Annotated in this window: 19 protein-coding genes; 6 read left to right on the top strand and 13 right to left on the bottom strand. The window is 70.0% G+C overall.

Annotation, left to right across the window (positions count from 1 at the left end):
* From H0X00_RS13115 to H0X00_RS13100, 4 genes are all read right to left on the bottom strand, one after another.
* A partial coding sequence (locus tag H0X00_RS13115; RefSeq protein WP_293771578.1) for a 2-C-methyl-D-erythritol 4-phosphate cytidylyltransferase occupies window positions 1-267 on the bottom strand: 267 nt, incomplete at its 3' end.
* A gap of 97 nt (window positions 268-364) precedes the next feature.
* A complete protein-coding gene (locus H0X00_RS13110) occupies window positions 365-847 on the bottom strand; it encodes a CarD family transcriptional regulator (protein WP_293771575.1) in 483 nt (160 codons plus the stop codon).
* Between the two features lie 195 nt (window positions 848-1,042).
* Window positions 1,043-1,723, bottom strand: a complete 681-nt coding sequence (locus H0X00_RS13105) for a response regulator transcription factor (RefSeq protein WP_293771572.1) — start codon at window positions 1,721-1,723, stop codon at window positions 1,043-1,045.
* Window positions 1,724-1,736: 13 nt separating this feature from the next.
* Window positions 1,737-2,900: an ATP-binding protein gene (locus H0X00_RS13100; RefSeq protein WP_293771569.1), complete on the bottom strand. Its 1,164-nt coding sequence runs from the start codon at window positions 2,898-2,900 to the stop codon at window positions 1,737-1,739.
* Window positions 2,901-3,082: 182 nt separating this feature from the next.
* Between H0X00_RS13100 and phoU the strand changes: the two genes are divergently transcribed.
* Window positions 3,083-3,769 carry a phosphate signaling complex protein PhoU gene (phoU, locus tag H0X00_RS13095; protein WP_293771567.1) on the top strand — a complete coding sequence of 229 codons (687 nt, stop codon included), beginning with the start codon at window positions 3,083-3,085 and terminating at the stop codon, window positions 3,767-3,769.
* A 7-nt stretch (window positions 3,770-3,776) separates the two neighbouring features.
* Here phoU and H0X00_RS13090 read toward each other — a convergent pair whose 3' ends face one another.
* The gene (locus tag H0X00_RS13090; RefSeq protein WP_293771564.1) at window positions 3,777-4,532 is read right to left on the bottom strand and encodes a phosphoglyceromutase; all 756 of its coding nucleotides are present in this window, start codon (window positions 4,530-4,532) and stop codon (window positions 3,777-3,779) included.
* 35 nt (window positions 4,533-4,567) lie between these two features.
* Here H0X00_RS13090 and H0X00_RS13085 point away from each other — a divergent pair, with 35 nt between their 5' ends.
* Window positions 4,568-4,972: a pyridoxamine 5'-phosphate oxidase family protein gene (locus H0X00_RS13085; RefSeq protein WP_293771561.1), complete on the top strand. Its 405-nt coding sequence runs from the start codon at window positions 4,568-4,570 to the stop codon at window positions 4,970-4,972.
* A 27-nt stretch (window positions 4,973-4,999) separates the two neighbouring features.
* On the opposite strand, the gene H0X00_RS13080 is transcribed toward H0X00_RS13085, so the two are convergent.
* Both H0X00_RS13080 and mshA read right to left on the bottom strand, forming a co-directional pair.
* Window positions 5,000-5,521 (bottom strand): YbjN domain-containing protein, encoded by a 522-nt coding sequence (locus H0X00_RS13080; protein WP_293771558.1) that lies wholly within the window; start codon window positions 5,519-5,521, stop codon window positions 5,000-5,002.
* A 37-nt stretch (window positions 5,522-5,558) separates the two neighbouring features.
* Window positions 5,559-6,860 (bottom strand): D-inositol-3-phosphate glycosyltransferase, encoded by a 1,302-nt coding sequence (gene mshA / locus H0X00_RS13075; protein ID WP_367186600.1) that lies wholly within the window; start codon window positions 6,858-6,860, stop codon window positions 5,559-5,561.
* Between the two features lie 230 nt (window positions 6,861-7,090).
* Between mshA and H0X00_RS13070 the strand changes: the two genes are divergently transcribed.
* From H0X00_RS13070 to H0X00_RS13060, 3 genes are all read left to right on the top strand, one after another.
* Window positions 7,091-7,561: a L,D-transpeptidase gene (locus H0X00_RS13070; RefSeq protein ID WP_293771552.1), complete on the top strand. Its 471-nt coding sequence runs from the start codon at window positions 7,091-7,093 to the stop codon at window positions 7,559-7,561.
* Window positions 7,562-7,716: 155 nt separating this feature from the next.
* Window positions 7,717-8,190 carry a L,D-transpeptidase gene (locus tag H0X00_RS13065; RefSeq protein ID WP_293771549.1) on the top strand — a complete coding sequence of 158 codons (474 nt, stop codon included), beginning with the start codon at window positions 7,717-7,719 and terminating at the stop codon, window positions 8,188-8,190.
* Between the two features lie 123 nt (window positions 8,191-8,313).
* A complete protein-coding gene (locus tag H0X00_RS13060) occupies window positions 8,314-9,186 on the top strand; it encodes a L,D-transpeptidase family protein (RefSeq protein ID WP_293771547.1) in 873 nt (290 codons plus the stop codon).
* 1 nt (window position 9,187) lies between these two features.
* Here H0X00_RS13060 and H0X00_RS13055 read toward each other — a convergent pair whose 3' ends face one another.
* The 4 genes from H0X00_RS13055 to H0X00_RS13040 form a co-directional block, all read right to left on the bottom strand.
* Window positions 9,188-9,520, bottom strand: coding sequence for a DUF2516 family protein (locus tag H0X00_RS13055; protein ID WP_293771545.1), 333 nt, complete (start codon window positions 9,518-9,520; stop codon window positions 9,188-9,190).
* A gap of 150 nt (window positions 9,521-9,670) precedes the next feature.
* A complete protein-coding gene (locus H0X00_RS13050; RefSeq protein WP_293771542.1) occupies window positions 9,671-10,180 on the bottom strand; it encodes a hypothetical protein in 510 nt (169 codons plus the stop codon).
* Window positions 10,181-10,193: 13 nt separating this feature from the next.
* On the bottom strand, window positions 10,194-10,574 hold the full coding sequence (locus H0X00_RS13045) for a helix-turn-helix transcriptional regulator (protein WP_293771539.1): 381 nt from the start codon (window positions 10,572-10,574) through the stop codon (window positions 10,194-10,196).
* A gap of 80 nt (window positions 10,575-10,654) precedes the next feature.
* On the bottom strand, window positions 10,655-11,494 hold the full coding sequence (locus tag H0X00_RS13040) for a 3-keto-5-aminohexanoate cleavage protein (protein WP_293771536.1): 840 nt from the start codon (window positions 11,492-11,494) through the stop codon (window positions 10,655-10,657).
* A gap of 41 nt (window positions 11,495-11,535) precedes the next feature.
* Between H0X00_RS13040 and dtd the strand changes: the two genes are divergently transcribed.
* Window positions 11,536-11,961 carry a D-aminoacyl-tRNA deacylase gene (gene dtd, locus H0X00_RS13035; protein ID WP_293771533.1) on the top strand — a complete coding sequence of 142 codons (426 nt, stop codon included), beginning with the start codon at window positions 11,536-11,538 and terminating at the stop codon, window positions 11,959-11,961.
* Between the two features lie 59 nt (window positions 11,962-12,020).
* Here the strand turns inward: dtd and H0X00_RS13030 are convergent, their stop codons facing one another.
* Both H0X00_RS13030 and H0X00_RS13025 read right to left on the bottom strand, forming a co-directional pair.
* Window positions 12,021-13,451 (bottom strand): RNB domain-containing ribonuclease, encoded by a 1,431-nt coding sequence (locus tag H0X00_RS13030; RefSeq protein ID WP_293771531.1) that lies wholly within the window; start codon window positions 13,449-13,451, stop codon window positions 12,021-12,023.
* Between the two features lie 32 nt (window positions 13,452-13,483).
* On the bottom strand, window positions 13,484-14,458 hold the full coding sequence (locus tag H0X00_RS13025; protein ID WP_367186599.1) for a folate-binding protein YgfZ: 975 nt from the start codon (window positions 14,456-14,458) through the stop codon (window positions 13,484-13,486).
* Window positions 14,459-14,472: the final 14 nt, after the last annotated feature.

The raw sequence follows: 14,472 nt of genomic DNA, 5'->3' as shown, positions 1-14,472 counted from the left end.
GAGCCGCACCGAGTCCTGCCGGCTGGCCCCACCGGCGATGACCAGGACCTCGGCGGCCAGGTCGTGGTCGGCCAGCAAAGAGGCGACCAGGCCGACGCCGTCCGGCGGCGCGGCCACCACCACCAGCTCCACCGCCCGGGAGGCCGCGACCGCGCGCACCGCGTGCACCAGGATCGGCACGCCGGAGAGCTCACGCAACGCTTTGGGCGTACCGGGGCCGAGCCGCTCGCCCCGTCCGGCGGCCGGGACGATGGCGGCGATTCTCATACCTGGACCCTATTGGCGCGGTGCGGGAACGACGAAGGCGCGGACCCTGGGGTCCGCGCCTTCGTGACACTGCTGTGCTCTGAGGAAGAGGAGGAGCCTAGGAAGCAAGCACCTCGTCGAGGATGGCCTCGGCCTTGTCCTCGTTGGTGTTCTCAGCCAGAGCCAGTTCGCTGACCAGGATCTGGCGGGCCTTGGCGAGCATGCGCTTCTCGCCCGCGGACAGGCCACGGTCACGCTCACGCCGCCACAGGTCGCGGACGACCTCGGCCACCTTGATCACGTCGCCGGAGGCGAGCTTCTCGAGGTTGGCCTTGTACCGGCGCGACCAGTTGGTCGGCTCCTCGGTGTGCGGGGCGCGCAGCACCTCGAAGACCCGGTCCAGGCCTTCCTGGCCCACCACGTCGCGGACGCCGACGAGATCGACGTTGTCGGCGGGTACTCGCACCGTCAGGTCACCTTGCGCAACCTTCAGAACCAGGTAAATCCGATCCGCACCCTTGATCTGTCGAGTTTCGATTGCCTCGATGAGCGCTGCGCCGTGGTGCGGATACACCACGGTCTCGCCGACCTTGAATGCCATTGGTGTCAATTCCCCTTCCTTTGGCACCCCAAGGATACCACGCGTCTCAGAAGGGTCCTTCGACGTTTATGCAGGTCAGAGCCTTCGTCAGGGCCCTCTAGGTACTTGACAACCGAGAGGCTCTCGTACTCCTGCAGGTCAGCCGGACGGTGCAACGACAGGCGTGATCGCCACCGCAACCGGACTGTGACCGGATCAGGGCTCGAACTTGTACCCCAGGCCCCGCACCGTGACGAGGTGCTTCGGCGAACCCGGGTCGGGCTCGATCTTCGAACGCAACCGCTTCACGTGGACGTCGAGGGTCTTGGTGTCCCCGACATAGTCGGCGCCCCAGATCCGGTCGATCAGCTGCATCCGGGTCAGCACCCGCCCGGCGTTGCGCAGCAGCAGCTCCAGCAGCTCGAACTCCTTCAGCGGCAGGGAGACCGAGGTGCCGTTGACGGTCACCACGTGGCGCTCCACGTCCATCCGCACCGGGCCGGCGGCCAGCGCCGAGGAGGCGACCTCCTCGATGTCACCGTGCCGGCGCAGCACCGCCCGGATCCGGGCGAGCAGCTCGCGGTGGGAGAACGGCTTGGTGACGTAGTCGTCGGCGCCCATCTCCAGGCCGACCACCTTGTCGATCTCGCTGTCCTTGGCGGTCAGCATGATCACCGGCACGTTCGACTTCAGCCGGAGCGCGCGGCAGACCTCGGTGCCGGGCAGGCCCGGGAGCATGAGGTCGAGGAGGACCAGGTCGGCCCCGCCGCGGTCGAATTCCTCCAGGGCGTCAGGGCCGGTGCCGGCGACAGCGACCTCGAAACCCTCCTTGCGGAGCATGTACGACAGCGCATCGGAGAACGATTCCTCGTCCTCGACCACGAGCAAGCGGGTCATCTAGGGATACTCCTCATCCTTCAAGCCGCCGGCCCGTGCCGGAAGCAGACGTCAACAGCGGCAGACGCAGGGTGAACGTGGAGCCGGAACCTTCCGCGCTCCACACCCGGACGTCGCCGCCGTGGTTCTGGGCTATGTGCTTGACGATGGACAGGCCCAGGCCTGTCCCCCCGGTCATCCGCGAGCGGGCCGGGTCCACCCGGTAGAACCGCTCGAAGATGCGCTGCAGCTCGCTGCCCGGAATGCCGATGCCCTGGTCGGTCACGGAGATCTCGGCGAGATCCCCGCTCTTGCGCACCGTCACCCCGACGCGGGTCTTGCCCGCGCTGTAGTTGACGGCGTTCTCGATCAGGTTGCCCAGCGCCATCACCAGCTGGGCCTCGCTGCCGAAGACCTTGAGGCCGTTCTCGCCGTGGCTGGTGAGGTCGATGCCCTTGGCGGTGGCCAACTCGCGGGTGCGGTCGATCGCCGCCTCGACGACGGTGTCGACGCCGACCGGCTGTGCGTCCTTGAGTGGATCGCGGCTCTCCAACCGGGACAGGTCGATGAGCTCCTGCACCAGGTGCGAGAGCCGCTGCGACTCGTGCTGCATCCGGCCGGCGAACCGGACGACCGCGTCGGGATCGTCGGAGGCGTCCTGCACCGCCTCGGCCAGCAACCGCAGGGCGCCGACCGGGGTCTTGAGCTCGTGGCTGACGTTGGCGACGAAGTCGCGCCGGATCGCGTCCACCCGGCGGGCGTCGGTCTGGTCCTCGATCAGCACCAGGATGTGGCTCATGCCCAGCGGGGCGACCCGGGCGCTGACCGCGAGGGTTCCCCCACCCACCGGGCCGCGCGGGAGCTCCAGTTCGACGCCGCGGATCCGGCCGTCCCGCCGCACGTTCGCGACCAGATCGGCCAGCTCGTCCACCACCAGGCGCTCGGCCCGGACGATCCCGAACGCGGAGGCGGCCGGACTGGCCTTGATCACCTGGTCCGAGACGTCGAGGACCACCGCGAGCGAGCGCAGCACGGACAGGACCTGGGCGACGCCCTCGGGCAGGCCGGCCTCGCGCTCCGGGATCGGCGGCCGGATCGACCGGTCGCTCAACCGGTAGGCCAGGCCGGCCCCGAGACCGATGAGGAGGCCGATCAGCGCACCGAAGGCGATCAGCGAGGCGTCCACACGGGAACCCATCTGGGCGAGCACACGCTCGTCATGCCTCGATCGTAGGCTGCCGGGCGGGTAACCCGTACCCGCGGAACCGCCCACACGTCCGACCCGGCAGAGTGTTCACGTGCTCGACCGCGGTCGTTCATGATGAGCTGGGCAAGGTCAAGGGTTGGACGCGAACGAGCCGATCGACGAGGGGAACCGTCATGCGCGACGCCTTCCAGGGGGAACTGGACGCCATTCGCAACGGGCTGGTCGAGATGACCCAGCAGGTCGGGTTCGGCATGGCACGGGCGACCTCGGCGCTGCTCGAGGCCGACCTGGATCTGGCCGAGACCGTGATCGCGCAGGACAAGTCGATCGACAAGCGTCGCGACGAGTTGGAGGAGCGCGCCTACGATCTGCTGGCCCGTCAGCAACCCGTGGTAGCCACCGATCTGCGCACCGTGATCACCAGCATGCGGATGACCGCGGACCTGGAGCGGATGGGCGACCTCGCGCTGCACGTGGCCAAGGTCGCCCGGATGCGCTACCCGTCCTCGGCGGTGCCGCCGGAGATGGTCTCCACCATCATGGAGATGGGCCACGTGGCGCAGCGGATCGTCACCAAGGCCGGCAGCGTCATCGCCTCCCGCAACGTCGCGGCCGCCCTGGAGCTCGAGCGCAACGACGACGAGATGGACCGGCTCAACGAGACGATGTTCCGGGCCCTGATGTCACCGGACTGGGCGCACGGCATCCAGACCGCGGTCGACCTCGCCCAGCTGGCCCGGTTCTACGAGCGCTTCGCCGACCACGCGGTGTCCGTGGCGCACCGGGTGGTCTACCTGGCCACCGGCGAGTGGCCGGGTGCGCGCGACGACGAGCCGAACTCCTACACCACGGCGAACTGACTCCCCGTCAGCGACCCTGGTTCTTCACCGCGTTGATGGCCGCGGCCGCGGCCTCCGGGTCGAGGTAGCGCCCGCCCGGCTGCAGCGGGCGCAGGTCCGGACCCAGCTCGTAGAGCAGCGGGATGCCGGTCGGGATGTTCAGGCCGGTGACCTCCTCGGCGGCCATCCCGTCCAGGTGCTTGACCAGCGCGCGCAGCGAGTTGCCGTGCGCGGCCACCATCACCACCGGCAGCGTCCGCAGGTCCGGCACGATCGCGTCGTACCAGTACGGCAGCAGTCGGTCGACGACGTCGGCCAGACATTCGGTGCGGGGGACGATCTCCGGCGCGAGGCTCACGTAGCGGTCGTCGCCGACCTGGGAGAACTCGTCGTCGTCGGCCAGCGGCGGCGGCGGGGTGTCGTAGGAGCGGCGCCAGAGCAGGAACTGCTCCTCGCCGAACTCCGCCAGCGTCGCCTTCTTGTCCTTGCCCTGCAGGGCGCCGTAGTGCCGCTCGTTGAGCCGCCAGTGCCGCCGGACCGGGATCCAGTGCCGGTCGGCGGCGTTCAGCGCGATCTCGGTCGTGCGGATCGCCCGGCGCAGCAACGAGGTGTGCACGACGTCGGGCAGCAGGCCGGCCCCGGTCAGCAGACGGCCACCCCTGGCGGCCTCGGCCTCGCCCTTGGCGGTCAGGTCGACGTCCACCCAGCCGGTGAACTGGCCGGAGGAGTTCCACTGGGACTCGCCGTGTCGGAGCAGGATGAGGCGGTAGGTCGATTCGGCCATGCGCAGAGCCTAGGGACACCTCGTACGGTGGCGTCATGGACCTACCCGAGGCTGCCCGCACCCGCATCGCCACCGAGGAGATCGCCTGGTTGACCACGGTGACCGACAGCGGGGCACCCGCCCCCAACCCGGTCTGGTTCGTGCCCGACGGGGACGACCTGCTGGTGTTCGCCCAGCCGGGGAGCGTGAAGTCGCGCAACATCGCGGCCCGCCCCCGGGTGACGCTGCACTTCGAAACCCGCGACCCGGCCGGGTCGGACGTCGTGGTCCTCCACGGCAGCGCCACCCTCGAGCACGGCGTCAAGGGCAGCGCGCAGGCCGGCTACCTCACCAAGTACGCGGCGCTGATGGAGCAGATCGAGTTCACCGTGGACGACCTGGACACCGGCTACGACACCCGCATCCGAATCACGCCCAAGCGGGCCCGCGTCGGCCTGTAGAACCAAAAGGCGTGTCACGCCTAATGGTTAGTTGTCCACAGGGTCCGCGGTCGGGTCCGCGGCATCGAGCAGGTGCCGGAACGCATCGAGGTTCGCCGTCGACTCGCCGCGGGAGACCCGCCAGGCGTGCTCCTTGCGGATCGAGGAGGCGAAGCCGCGCTCCAGGATCGGGTTGAAGGCGCCGTCGGCGTACTCCAGGACCGACCCGAGCAGCCGGTCGATCTCGGCGGCGTCCAGCGCCTTCGGCGAGACCCGCCCGGTCAGGTAGATGTCACCGAGCTTGTCCACCATGAACGAAACCCCGTACATCCGGGCGTTGCGCTCGAGCAGCCAGCGGTAGACCACTTCGTGGTTCTCGTCCGGGCGCCGCGCGACGAAGGCGTTGACCGTGACGCTGTGCGCCCCGACCGCCAGCGAGCAGGTGGTGGACAGCTTCTTGGTGCCGGGCAGGGTGACGACGAACAGACCCGGCCGCGCCTCGGTCCAGTCCAGCTCAAGAGCGTCGAGCTCGTGGCGGAGGAGGTCGGCTACCTCGTTCTGGCTGCTCATCCCTGGGCCCGCAGGCCGGCCGCCAACGGGGAACCGCTCATCGAGTCACCGCAGCGGACTTCGTCCTCACGGGGACCGATTCGATTCTCATGATGGACTCGCTCCGCTCGCCCATGGCCCGGGCGTAGACGCCGAGCAGTCGAGCCGCGGTGGCCGACCAGCCGAACCGGCCGGCGTGCTCGACCGCCCCGTCGCCGAGGCGCCGGCGCAGGTCGTGGTCGGTGATGAGGCGGTGCAGGGCGGCGGCGTAGTCGTCGGGGTCGTGCCCGACCACGAGCAGCCCGGACTCGCCCTCGGAGACCGCGGTGCGCAGTCCGCCGACGGAGGCGGCCACCACCGGGGTGCCGCAGGCCTGGGACTCGACGGCGACCAGACCGAAGGATTCGGAGTACGAGGGCACCACGGTCACGTCGGCCGCCTGGTACCAGCGGGCCAGCTCGGACTGGGGCAGCGCGGGGCTGAACCGGACGAGGTCGCTGATGCCGAGCTCGACGGCCATCTTCTGCAGCTGCTCGGGTTCCGCGGTGCCGGAGCCGCTGGGCCCACCGACCACCGCGACCACGGTGCGGTTCCGCCGGGCCAGGTCGCCCTGGACCAGCTTGGCGACGGCGGCGAGCAAGACGTCCGGCGCCTTGAGCGGCTGGATCCGGCCGACGAACAGCAGGACGTCGTCGGTGTCGGCGATGCCGAGCTCGACCCGGGCCGCGGAGCGGCGGCCGGGCAGGAACAGGTCCAGGTCGACTCCGGGCACGACCACGTCGACCCGGGCCGGGTCGGCGCCGTAGAGCTCGCTGAGTTGGTCGGCCTCTTCGGTGGTGTTGGCCACCAGCCGGGACGCGGCCTCGACGACCTGGGTCTCGCCGATGACACGGGAGGCCGGCTCCGGCGTGTCGCCGAACGCGAGCGTGGCGTTCTTCACTTTGGCCATCGTGTGCATGGAGTGCACGAGAGGCAGGCCCCATCGCTCGGCGGCCAGCCAGCCGACCTGCCCGGAGAGCCAGTAGTGCGAATGGACAAGGTCGTAGTAGCCCGGTTCGCGGGTCGCCTCGGCCCGCAGGACGCCATTGGTGAACGCGCACAGCTGGGCCGGCAGGTCCTCCTTGGCCAGCCCTTCGAAGGGGCCGGACGTGACGTGGCGGACCGTGACGCCGGGTGCCATCTCGACCACAGGCGGTAGATCCGACGAGGTCGTACGCGTGAAGATCTCGACCTCGACGCCGGCCTGGGCGAGCCGTTTGGCCACCTCGACGACGTAGACGTTCATCCCACCGGCGTCCCCGGTACCGGGTTGATCCAGCGGCGAGGTGTGCACCGACAGGGTCGCGACCCGTCGCGGCATGACCCCGGTGACCGGCAGGACGCGCACGTGCTCCACCTCCGCGATCAAGTTCCGGCCGCCTGGACAACCGCGGGGGATCCTCGCGCATTCCGGTCAACCGAACAGCATCGCAAACCGTCGTACCGCATGAGGGCGAAACAACACATCTGGTGCAATTCGCACATCTGTCATAGCGTGCCTGTCACCAGACCCGAACATCACTCTGGTATTCGATCTCCAAGGAGTCGGTAATGGCCTCCAACCGCAAGCGCGCTGCGGGCGTTGGGCTCGCAGCCAGCGCTCTGATCGGCGCTTCCTTCATCGCGATGCCGTCCGAGGCTTCGGCCCGCCCGGCGGCCTGCAACAGCGGACGCGTCATCTGCGTCAACAAGTCGACCCGCCAGCTGGCCCTCGTGGTGAACGGCCGCACGGTGATCTCGATGTCCGCCCGCTTCGGCTCGGTGAGCCGGGGCCTGCCGACCCGTGAGGGCCTCTTTCGCGTCTATTGGAAGAACGCCAACCACGTCTCTAGCCTCTACGGCACCGCGATGCCGTTCTCGATGTTCTTCAGCGGCGGCCAGGCCATCCACTATTCGTCGGACTTCGCACGCAATGGCTACGCCGGCGCCTCCCACGGCTGCGTGAACACCCGTGACTACTCGGCGATGCGCGCGCTGTTCAACGCGAGTCCGGTCGGAACCAAGGTCTACGTCCACCGTTGATCTTGAGCCGATCGTCAGGTCAGCGACACGCCAGCAGAACGGGCAAAAGGCTGGATGATCGTTAAAGCCGTCACGGCATTTGGCAATAACGGCTGAAGTACCCGATTCGGATGAAGAACACTCGGATTCACGTTCCTTCTCCGAGGAGTACCCCCATGGCGTCGAAGTCGTTCCGCGCAACCGTTGCGGGCGTGGCGTGCACCGCCCTGCTCGGCGCCGGCGTCGTGACCGCGAACCCGGCCGAGGCCCGGCCGAAGATGCCGCGGCCTTGCTACAAGGGCAAGATCATCTGCGTCGACAAGTCGCAGCGGCTGATTCGCCTGCTGGTCAACGGCAAGACGATCGTGCGCCTGGACGCCCGCTTTGGCGCCAGCAGCACGCCCACCCGCAACGGCATGTTCCGGGTGTACTGGAAGAACGCCGACCACGTCTCGAGCCTCTACGGCAGCGCGATGCCGTTCGCCATGTTCTTCAGCGGCGGCCAGGCGATCCACTACTCGTCGGACTTCGCCCGCCGCGGGTACTCCGGCGCCTCGCACGGGTGCGTCAACACCCGCGACTACAGCCGGATGCGCACCCTGTTCAACAACACGCCCACCGGCACCCGGGTGTACATCTACTACTGGTGATCACCCGGGGACGCCCAGCGTTCTCCCAGTAGGAGAAGTGGAGAAGTCCCCGTAGAATCGGCATCGGCCGTCCGTGTTTACGGGCGGCCGATGCCATGTCCGAGGACCCGCGGAGATCACTGCATGCAGCGCCGGCACGTCACCCTGAGCGCTCTCGCCCTGACCTGGGCGCTGGCGGTCGCCACGCCCGCCTCGGCGGATGTGATCCCACCTCTGGCCGACCCGAACCAGCCGCGTCCGTCCGAGGTGTCCTCGGTCGAGGGCCCGCGGGACGCGAAGCCCGGGACCGGCGTCCCGGTCCTGACGGTGAACGACCGCGGCCGGGCGGTGCGGGTGCTGCAGGTCCGCCTGCAGCGGGTCGGGGTACGCGACATCCCGACCTCCGGCCTCTACGGCCAGGAGACGGTCGCGCAGGTGAAGGCCTTCCAGCGCCTGGCCGGCTTCGCCCGGACCGGCTCGGTGGACCAGGCCACACTCACCGAACTCGAGAACCGCACCGGCGAGGTGGACCGTCTCGACCTGGCCGCCGGCGCCGACCAGCCCTACGGACGGCGCCTGCCCGCCAGCTGCCTGCACGGGCACGTGATGTGCGTCGACAAGCGGGCCCGCGCCGTGCGCTGGGTGATCGACGGCGTGGTCAAGACGAAGCTGGACGCCCGCTTCGGCTCGGACGAGACCCCGACCCGGGAGGGCGTCTTCGCCATCACCCGCAAGAGCCGCGACCACGTCTCGACGCTGTACGACACCTCGATGCCGTTCGCACTGTTCTTCGACCGGGGACAGGCGGTGCACTACTCCCCCGACTTCGCCGCCCGCGGCTACTCCGGTGCCTCCCACGGCTGCGTGAACATCCGCGACTACACGGCCATGCGCTCGTTGTTCGACAAGGCCCAGGTCGGGGACCGGGTCGTGGTCTACCGGAGCAAGTCGGCCAAGCGACTGAAGCCGGCTGGCCCTGCTGCGGCCCAGTCGGCTCCGACGGCTCCGCCGGCCTGATCTACCAGCCGCCGCGCGGGGTGCGCGGCTGACGACCGCCGCCACCGCGGGGCCCGCGAAAGGCCTGCACCGCCGGGCGGACGTCGAGGATGTACACCAGCGCGGCCACCGTGGCCGCGAGCACGAGCGTGTACGTCACGTTGGACAGCAGCAACGTGCAACCGGCGGCGACGCCGAGGATGATCGACCAGAACTGCTTGGTCTTCTTACCGGACGCCACGAACGCACCGCTCGGCCGGATGAGGCAGTCACCGAGCGCGAAGACGTGCACCGCGAACAACGCGGCCGTCCCGAGAGCGGCAGCCGACTCCGGGGGCAGGAACCAGATCTCCACGCCCGTCCTCCCATTGGCGCCGACTGTGACGCGTCAGCTTAAACGAACCGGCCCGGCCGGGAGTGCCCTGACGGCGCTTCCGGCCGGGCCGTTGCCCGGTTTCGCTCCTGGTGCGTGTTTTGCGGTGCTGCTATTCAGTGGTGCCGGTGATCAGTCGCCGACCTTGGTGCCGGCGTCGGTCGCGGCGGAGCGCGCCCGGGTGGTGGTCTTGCGGGCGGCGGTGACGGTGCTCTTGGCCGCGGTGGTGGTCTTCTTCGCGCCCTCGGTGGCGGTGCCACGGACGTTGCGGGCCCTGTTGATCGTCGACTTCGCCTGCTCGACCAGGTCCTTGGTGGACTTCTGGGTGCGGACGCGCTTGACGATCGTCTCGCCGCGCTTGGCGAGCTTCTCGTAGCGCTCGTCGGCGGCCTTGACCTGGGTGTCGACGCGGTCGGTCAGCTTGTCGGCAACCTTGCGGGCCTCCTTGGGGAGGTCCGAGATCTTGTCGGTGAGCTGCTTCGGCAGGTCCTTGACGCTCTTGTCCTCGGCGGTCGGCCGTAGGTTCTTGACCTTCTCGACGGCCAGGTCGCCCACGCCGGCGACGGCGTAGAACGGCTTCGGGCCGGTGAGGGTCTTGGCGAAGTCGGTGTAGGTCTTGCGGATCTCGGCGGTGCTGGCCATTACTGGCTCCTCTTCACTCGGTCGGTTCGGCGCCGGCTTCAGTGCCGGCCGACATCTCGTTCTCTTTACGGAACGAGCCGTAGACATCCATGAGCACGCTCTTCTGCCGCTCGGACAGGCTGGGATCCGCCATCACGACCGTGGCGAACTCCTGGCTGGAGTCGTCCCGTTCGTCGAGGATCCCGGCGTGCATGTAGAGCTGCTCCGCGGAGATCCGCAGCCCCTTGGCGAGCTGCTGCAGGATCTCTGCGGACGGCTTTCGCAGCCCGCGCTCGATCTGGCTGAGGTACGGATTGGACACCCCGGCAGCAGCCGCCAGCTGTCGGATCGACAACTTGCTGTTCTTGCGCTGCTCCCTCAGGTACTCCCCGAGGCCGCCGGGAAGCGTTGCCATGGGTAGATGCTTGCTCGAGGTGCTAACAATTGCAAGCACACAGGCAGCACTCGGGGCGTGATCCCGATCTCAGACCGATTTCAGCCCGCTCGCAGGCCGAGGAATCGGCGAGCGTCCGCCCCTTGGATCGGAGGGCGCCCGGCCAGGTCAGCCAGGGCGGCAGCCCGTTCCACGAGCTCCGCGTTGTCCCGAGCCGGGCGACCTCTAGCGAAGGTCACGGTGTCCTCCAGGCCGACCCGCAGGTGCCCGCCGGCGGCCAGCGCAGCGAACGCGACCGGCAGCGCGGCCCGGCCGATCCCGGTCGCGGAGAAGGTCGCGTCCGCGGGGAGCGCCGTGACGACCGCGACCACGGTTTCCACGGTGCCGGGCATGCCACCGGGGACGCCCATCACCAGGTCGGCGTGGATCCGGCCGGTAGCCGGCGGGCCGTAGGCGTCCAGCAGCCGGTGCAGCGTCGAGACGTGGCCGAGGTCGAACAGCTCGAACTCCGGGACCACGCCGCGGGCCTGCGTGCGTTGGTAGAGCTCGGCGATGAAGGGCCAGGGGTTGGTGAACACGTCGTCGCCGAAGTTGACCGTGCCGCAGGTCAGCGAGCAGGAGTCCGGTTCCGCGTCGAGGACCGCCATGCGCTTCTCGAAGGAATCCGTCACGCCGCCGCCGGTGGAGAGCTGGACCAGCAGGTCGGTCTCGGCGCGGATCGCGGCGACGGCCTCCTTGAGCCTGCCGACGTCCAGGCAGGACCGGTCCTGACCGTCGCGCAGATGGACGTGGATCATCCCGGCCCTTGCCGCAGCGCACGCTTTCGCCGTGGCGACCAGCTCGGTGAGCGTGGTCGGCAGGTTCGGATGGTCCGTCTTCGCGAGCTCCGCGCCGGTGGGCGCGACGGTGATCAACGTGCCCTGGGGCAACTCCGCGGCCATGCCCTCGATCGTGACACGCAACGGCCCGCGAGAATCGCAGGATGCGGGCAGTGGTGCAGCGGGTCGAGCGGGCGAGTGTGACCGTCGAGGGTTCCGTGGTCGGGGCGATCGAGGGGCCCGGGCTGCTCGCCCTGGTCGGGGTGACCCACGAGGACACCCCCGCTCTCGCGGACAAGCTGGCCGAGAAGCTGTGGACCCTGCGGATCCTGGCCGAGGAGAAGTCCTGCTCCGACCTCGGCGCCCCGCTGCTCGTGGTCAGCCAGTTCACCCTCTACGGCGACGCCCGCAAGGGCCGCCGCCCGACCTGGATCGCCGCCGCCCCCGGGGCGGTCGCCGAGCCCCTCGTCGATGCCGTCGTCGCCGGCCTGCGCTCGCGTGGCGCGGCCGTGGCGACCGGCGTCTTCGGCGCCCATATGAAGGTCGAGCTGCTGAACGACGGGCCCTTCACCGTCCTGCTGGAGCTCTGACACCCACTCTGCCGGGACGTCCGAAGAGGCGAGCGTGATAGCGCTCGGGTGATCGGACGCTAGACCGGTTCGAAGCGGATCTGACGGGTCATCGGATCAGCTTCGGCCAGGCGCGCCTCCATCGGGTCGCCGAGCGGGAGGCCGGTGCCGTCGACCTTGGCCTCGACGTAGGGGTCGGTGATCAGCAACGTCCCGTGGGTGCCGCCGGAGTTGGTCGACACCACGGTGCCGGGAAAGCTCTCGCCGACCCGGTCGGCGAGCAGGCCGGCCTCGACCAGGTTCAGCACCTCGGCGGCGAAGGAGTTCGCCGCGCGGGCGCCCTCGGCCATCCGCTCGGGCAGGCCGGGCAGCGCCGTGCGTACCCAGTCCGGAATGTCGGTGCCGGCCTTCACCGCGAGGCACACCTCGGCGGCGTAGCGGTCGGCGAGGCGCCGCAGCGGGGCGGTGACGTGGGCGTAGGGCGCGGCGATCGCGGCGTGCACAGCGTTCTCCGGCGTCTCGCCGTCGAAGGCCAGGTACCCGGCGCCGCGGAAGAGCGTGGTGCAGGCGCGCAGCAGGGCCGGGGCGCGCGGCGCGGTCGGGTCGATGGCGCGGACGAACTCCGGGTAGGACTGCTCGGCCGGCCAGTCGAAGCCGAGGGCCTTGGCCCGTCTCTGCAGTCCGTCGATCGCGTCGGCCTCAGGCGGCGGGAGGGTGCGCAGCAGGCCGATCCCGGCGTCGAGCATCACCTTCGCCGCGGCCATCCCGGTGAGCAGGGACAGCTGCGCGTTCCAGGTCTCGACCGGGGTCTGCAGCCGGGAGCTGAGCCGCCAGCCGTCCGCGCCGTCGACATCGACGACCTGCTCCGGCAGCGGCAGGCTGACCCCGCCGCGGTTGCGTTCGGCGGCCAACCGCAGCTCGCCCAGCGCGCGCAACCGCTCGATCCGCTCGTCCTGGGTGCCGGCCTCGACCTCGCGCTGGACAGCGTCGTAGCCGAGTTTGGCGCGGGAGCGGACCAGGGTGCGGGTGACGTCGACCTCGAGAAGTTCGCCGGCCGCGTCGAGGTCGAGGGTCCAGAGCACGGCCGGTCGGTCCTGGTCCGGGAGCAGGCTGGCCGCGGCCTCGGAGAGCTGCGGGGGGTGCAGCGGGATGCGGCGGTCGGGGGCGTAGCGGGTCTCGACCCGGCGGTTGGCTTCAAGGTCGATCGGGTCGCCCGCGTGCACGAACGCCGCGACGTCGGCGATCGCGTAGTGGAGCCGGAATCCGTCACCGAGCGGCTCGATCGCGAAGGCCTGGTCCAGGTCCATCGAGGCGGCCGGGTCGAGAGTGACCAGGTCGAGGTCGCGCCGGTCGGCACGGTCCTCGCCGAACTTCTGCTCAGCGGCCTTCTCCGCTGCGGCAACGACCTCAGGCGGGAACTCGGTGGGGACCTGCAGGTCCAGGGCCAACTTGTCGAACGCGGCCGGGTACCAGGGCGGTAGCACCGCTACGGCAACCTTGGGCGCTGGCACCTGATGGACCGTCAGACTCGTCGTCGAAACCGTCAGGCCTCGACGACGACCTCGACGGCGGCGGGAACTCCACCGGCCAGCAGGGTAGCGTCGTTGGCGGTGTTCCGCTTGATGATCCCCAGCCCGATCGGGCCCAGCTCGTAGTGCCACGCGGCGCTGCCGACGTAGCCGACCGCGCGCCCCTCCAGGGTGATCTCGGCGCCGTGGCCCGGCAGGTCCAGCATGCTGCCGTCCAGGTGCAGGAACACCATCCGGCGCGGCGGGCGGCCGAGGTTGTGCACCCGGGCGACCGTCTCCTGGCCGCGGTAGCAACCCTTGTTCAGGTGCACCGCCGGAGCGAGCAGGCCGAGCTCGTGCGGAATCGTGCGGTGATCGGTCTCGAAACCGTGCCGAGGCACGTGCGCGGCGATCCGCAGCGCCTCGTGCGCCCACACCCCGGCCACCGGCCCGAGGGCGTCAGCCAGCCGCGCGCGCGGCACCAGCACCTCGCGTCCGGCGTACTCGCCGAGTTCCTCCGCGGTACGCGGGTGGCGCCAGGCGTGCTCCTTGCCCGGGACGTCGGCGCCGCCGGCCGGGACCCAGACGCCAGCCCACTCGGCGCTCACGTCGGCCACCTCGACCCGGAGCATGAAGCGCATCTTGTCCAGGAACGCGACCAGGTCGGTCGCGGTGCCGGGCTCCACGGTGATCCAGGCTGTCTGCCCGTCATCGACCAGGTGCAGGTCGTGCTCGATGTGGCCGTGCGGGCTGAGCACCAGGGCCTGGACCGGCGTGCGCGGGGCCAGGTCGGTCAGGTGCTGGGTGGTGAGCGAGTGCAGCCAGCTCAGCCGGTCCGAGCCGCTGACCCGGATCACCGGCCGGTGCGACAGGTCGACGGAGGCGCGTCCCTCCGCGAGCGCGCGTTGCTCGCGGTACGGATCTCCGTAATGGGCTGCGACGCCCTCGTCGGGCGGCTCGGCGGGCACGGCGCCGGGGCGGGACAGGAGCGGGCTGCTCACGGCGTACATGTGCGGCACCGGCC

Origin of the sequence: Sporichthya sp., from assembly GCF_013815995.1 — a bacterium.
Classification (GTDB): Bacteria; Actinomycetota; Actinomycetes; order Sporichthyales; family Sporichthyaceae; genus Sporichthya.
The sequence above is the reverse complement of the archived record's forward strand: the minus strand, read 5'-3'. Positions and strand labels throughout refer to the sequence as shown.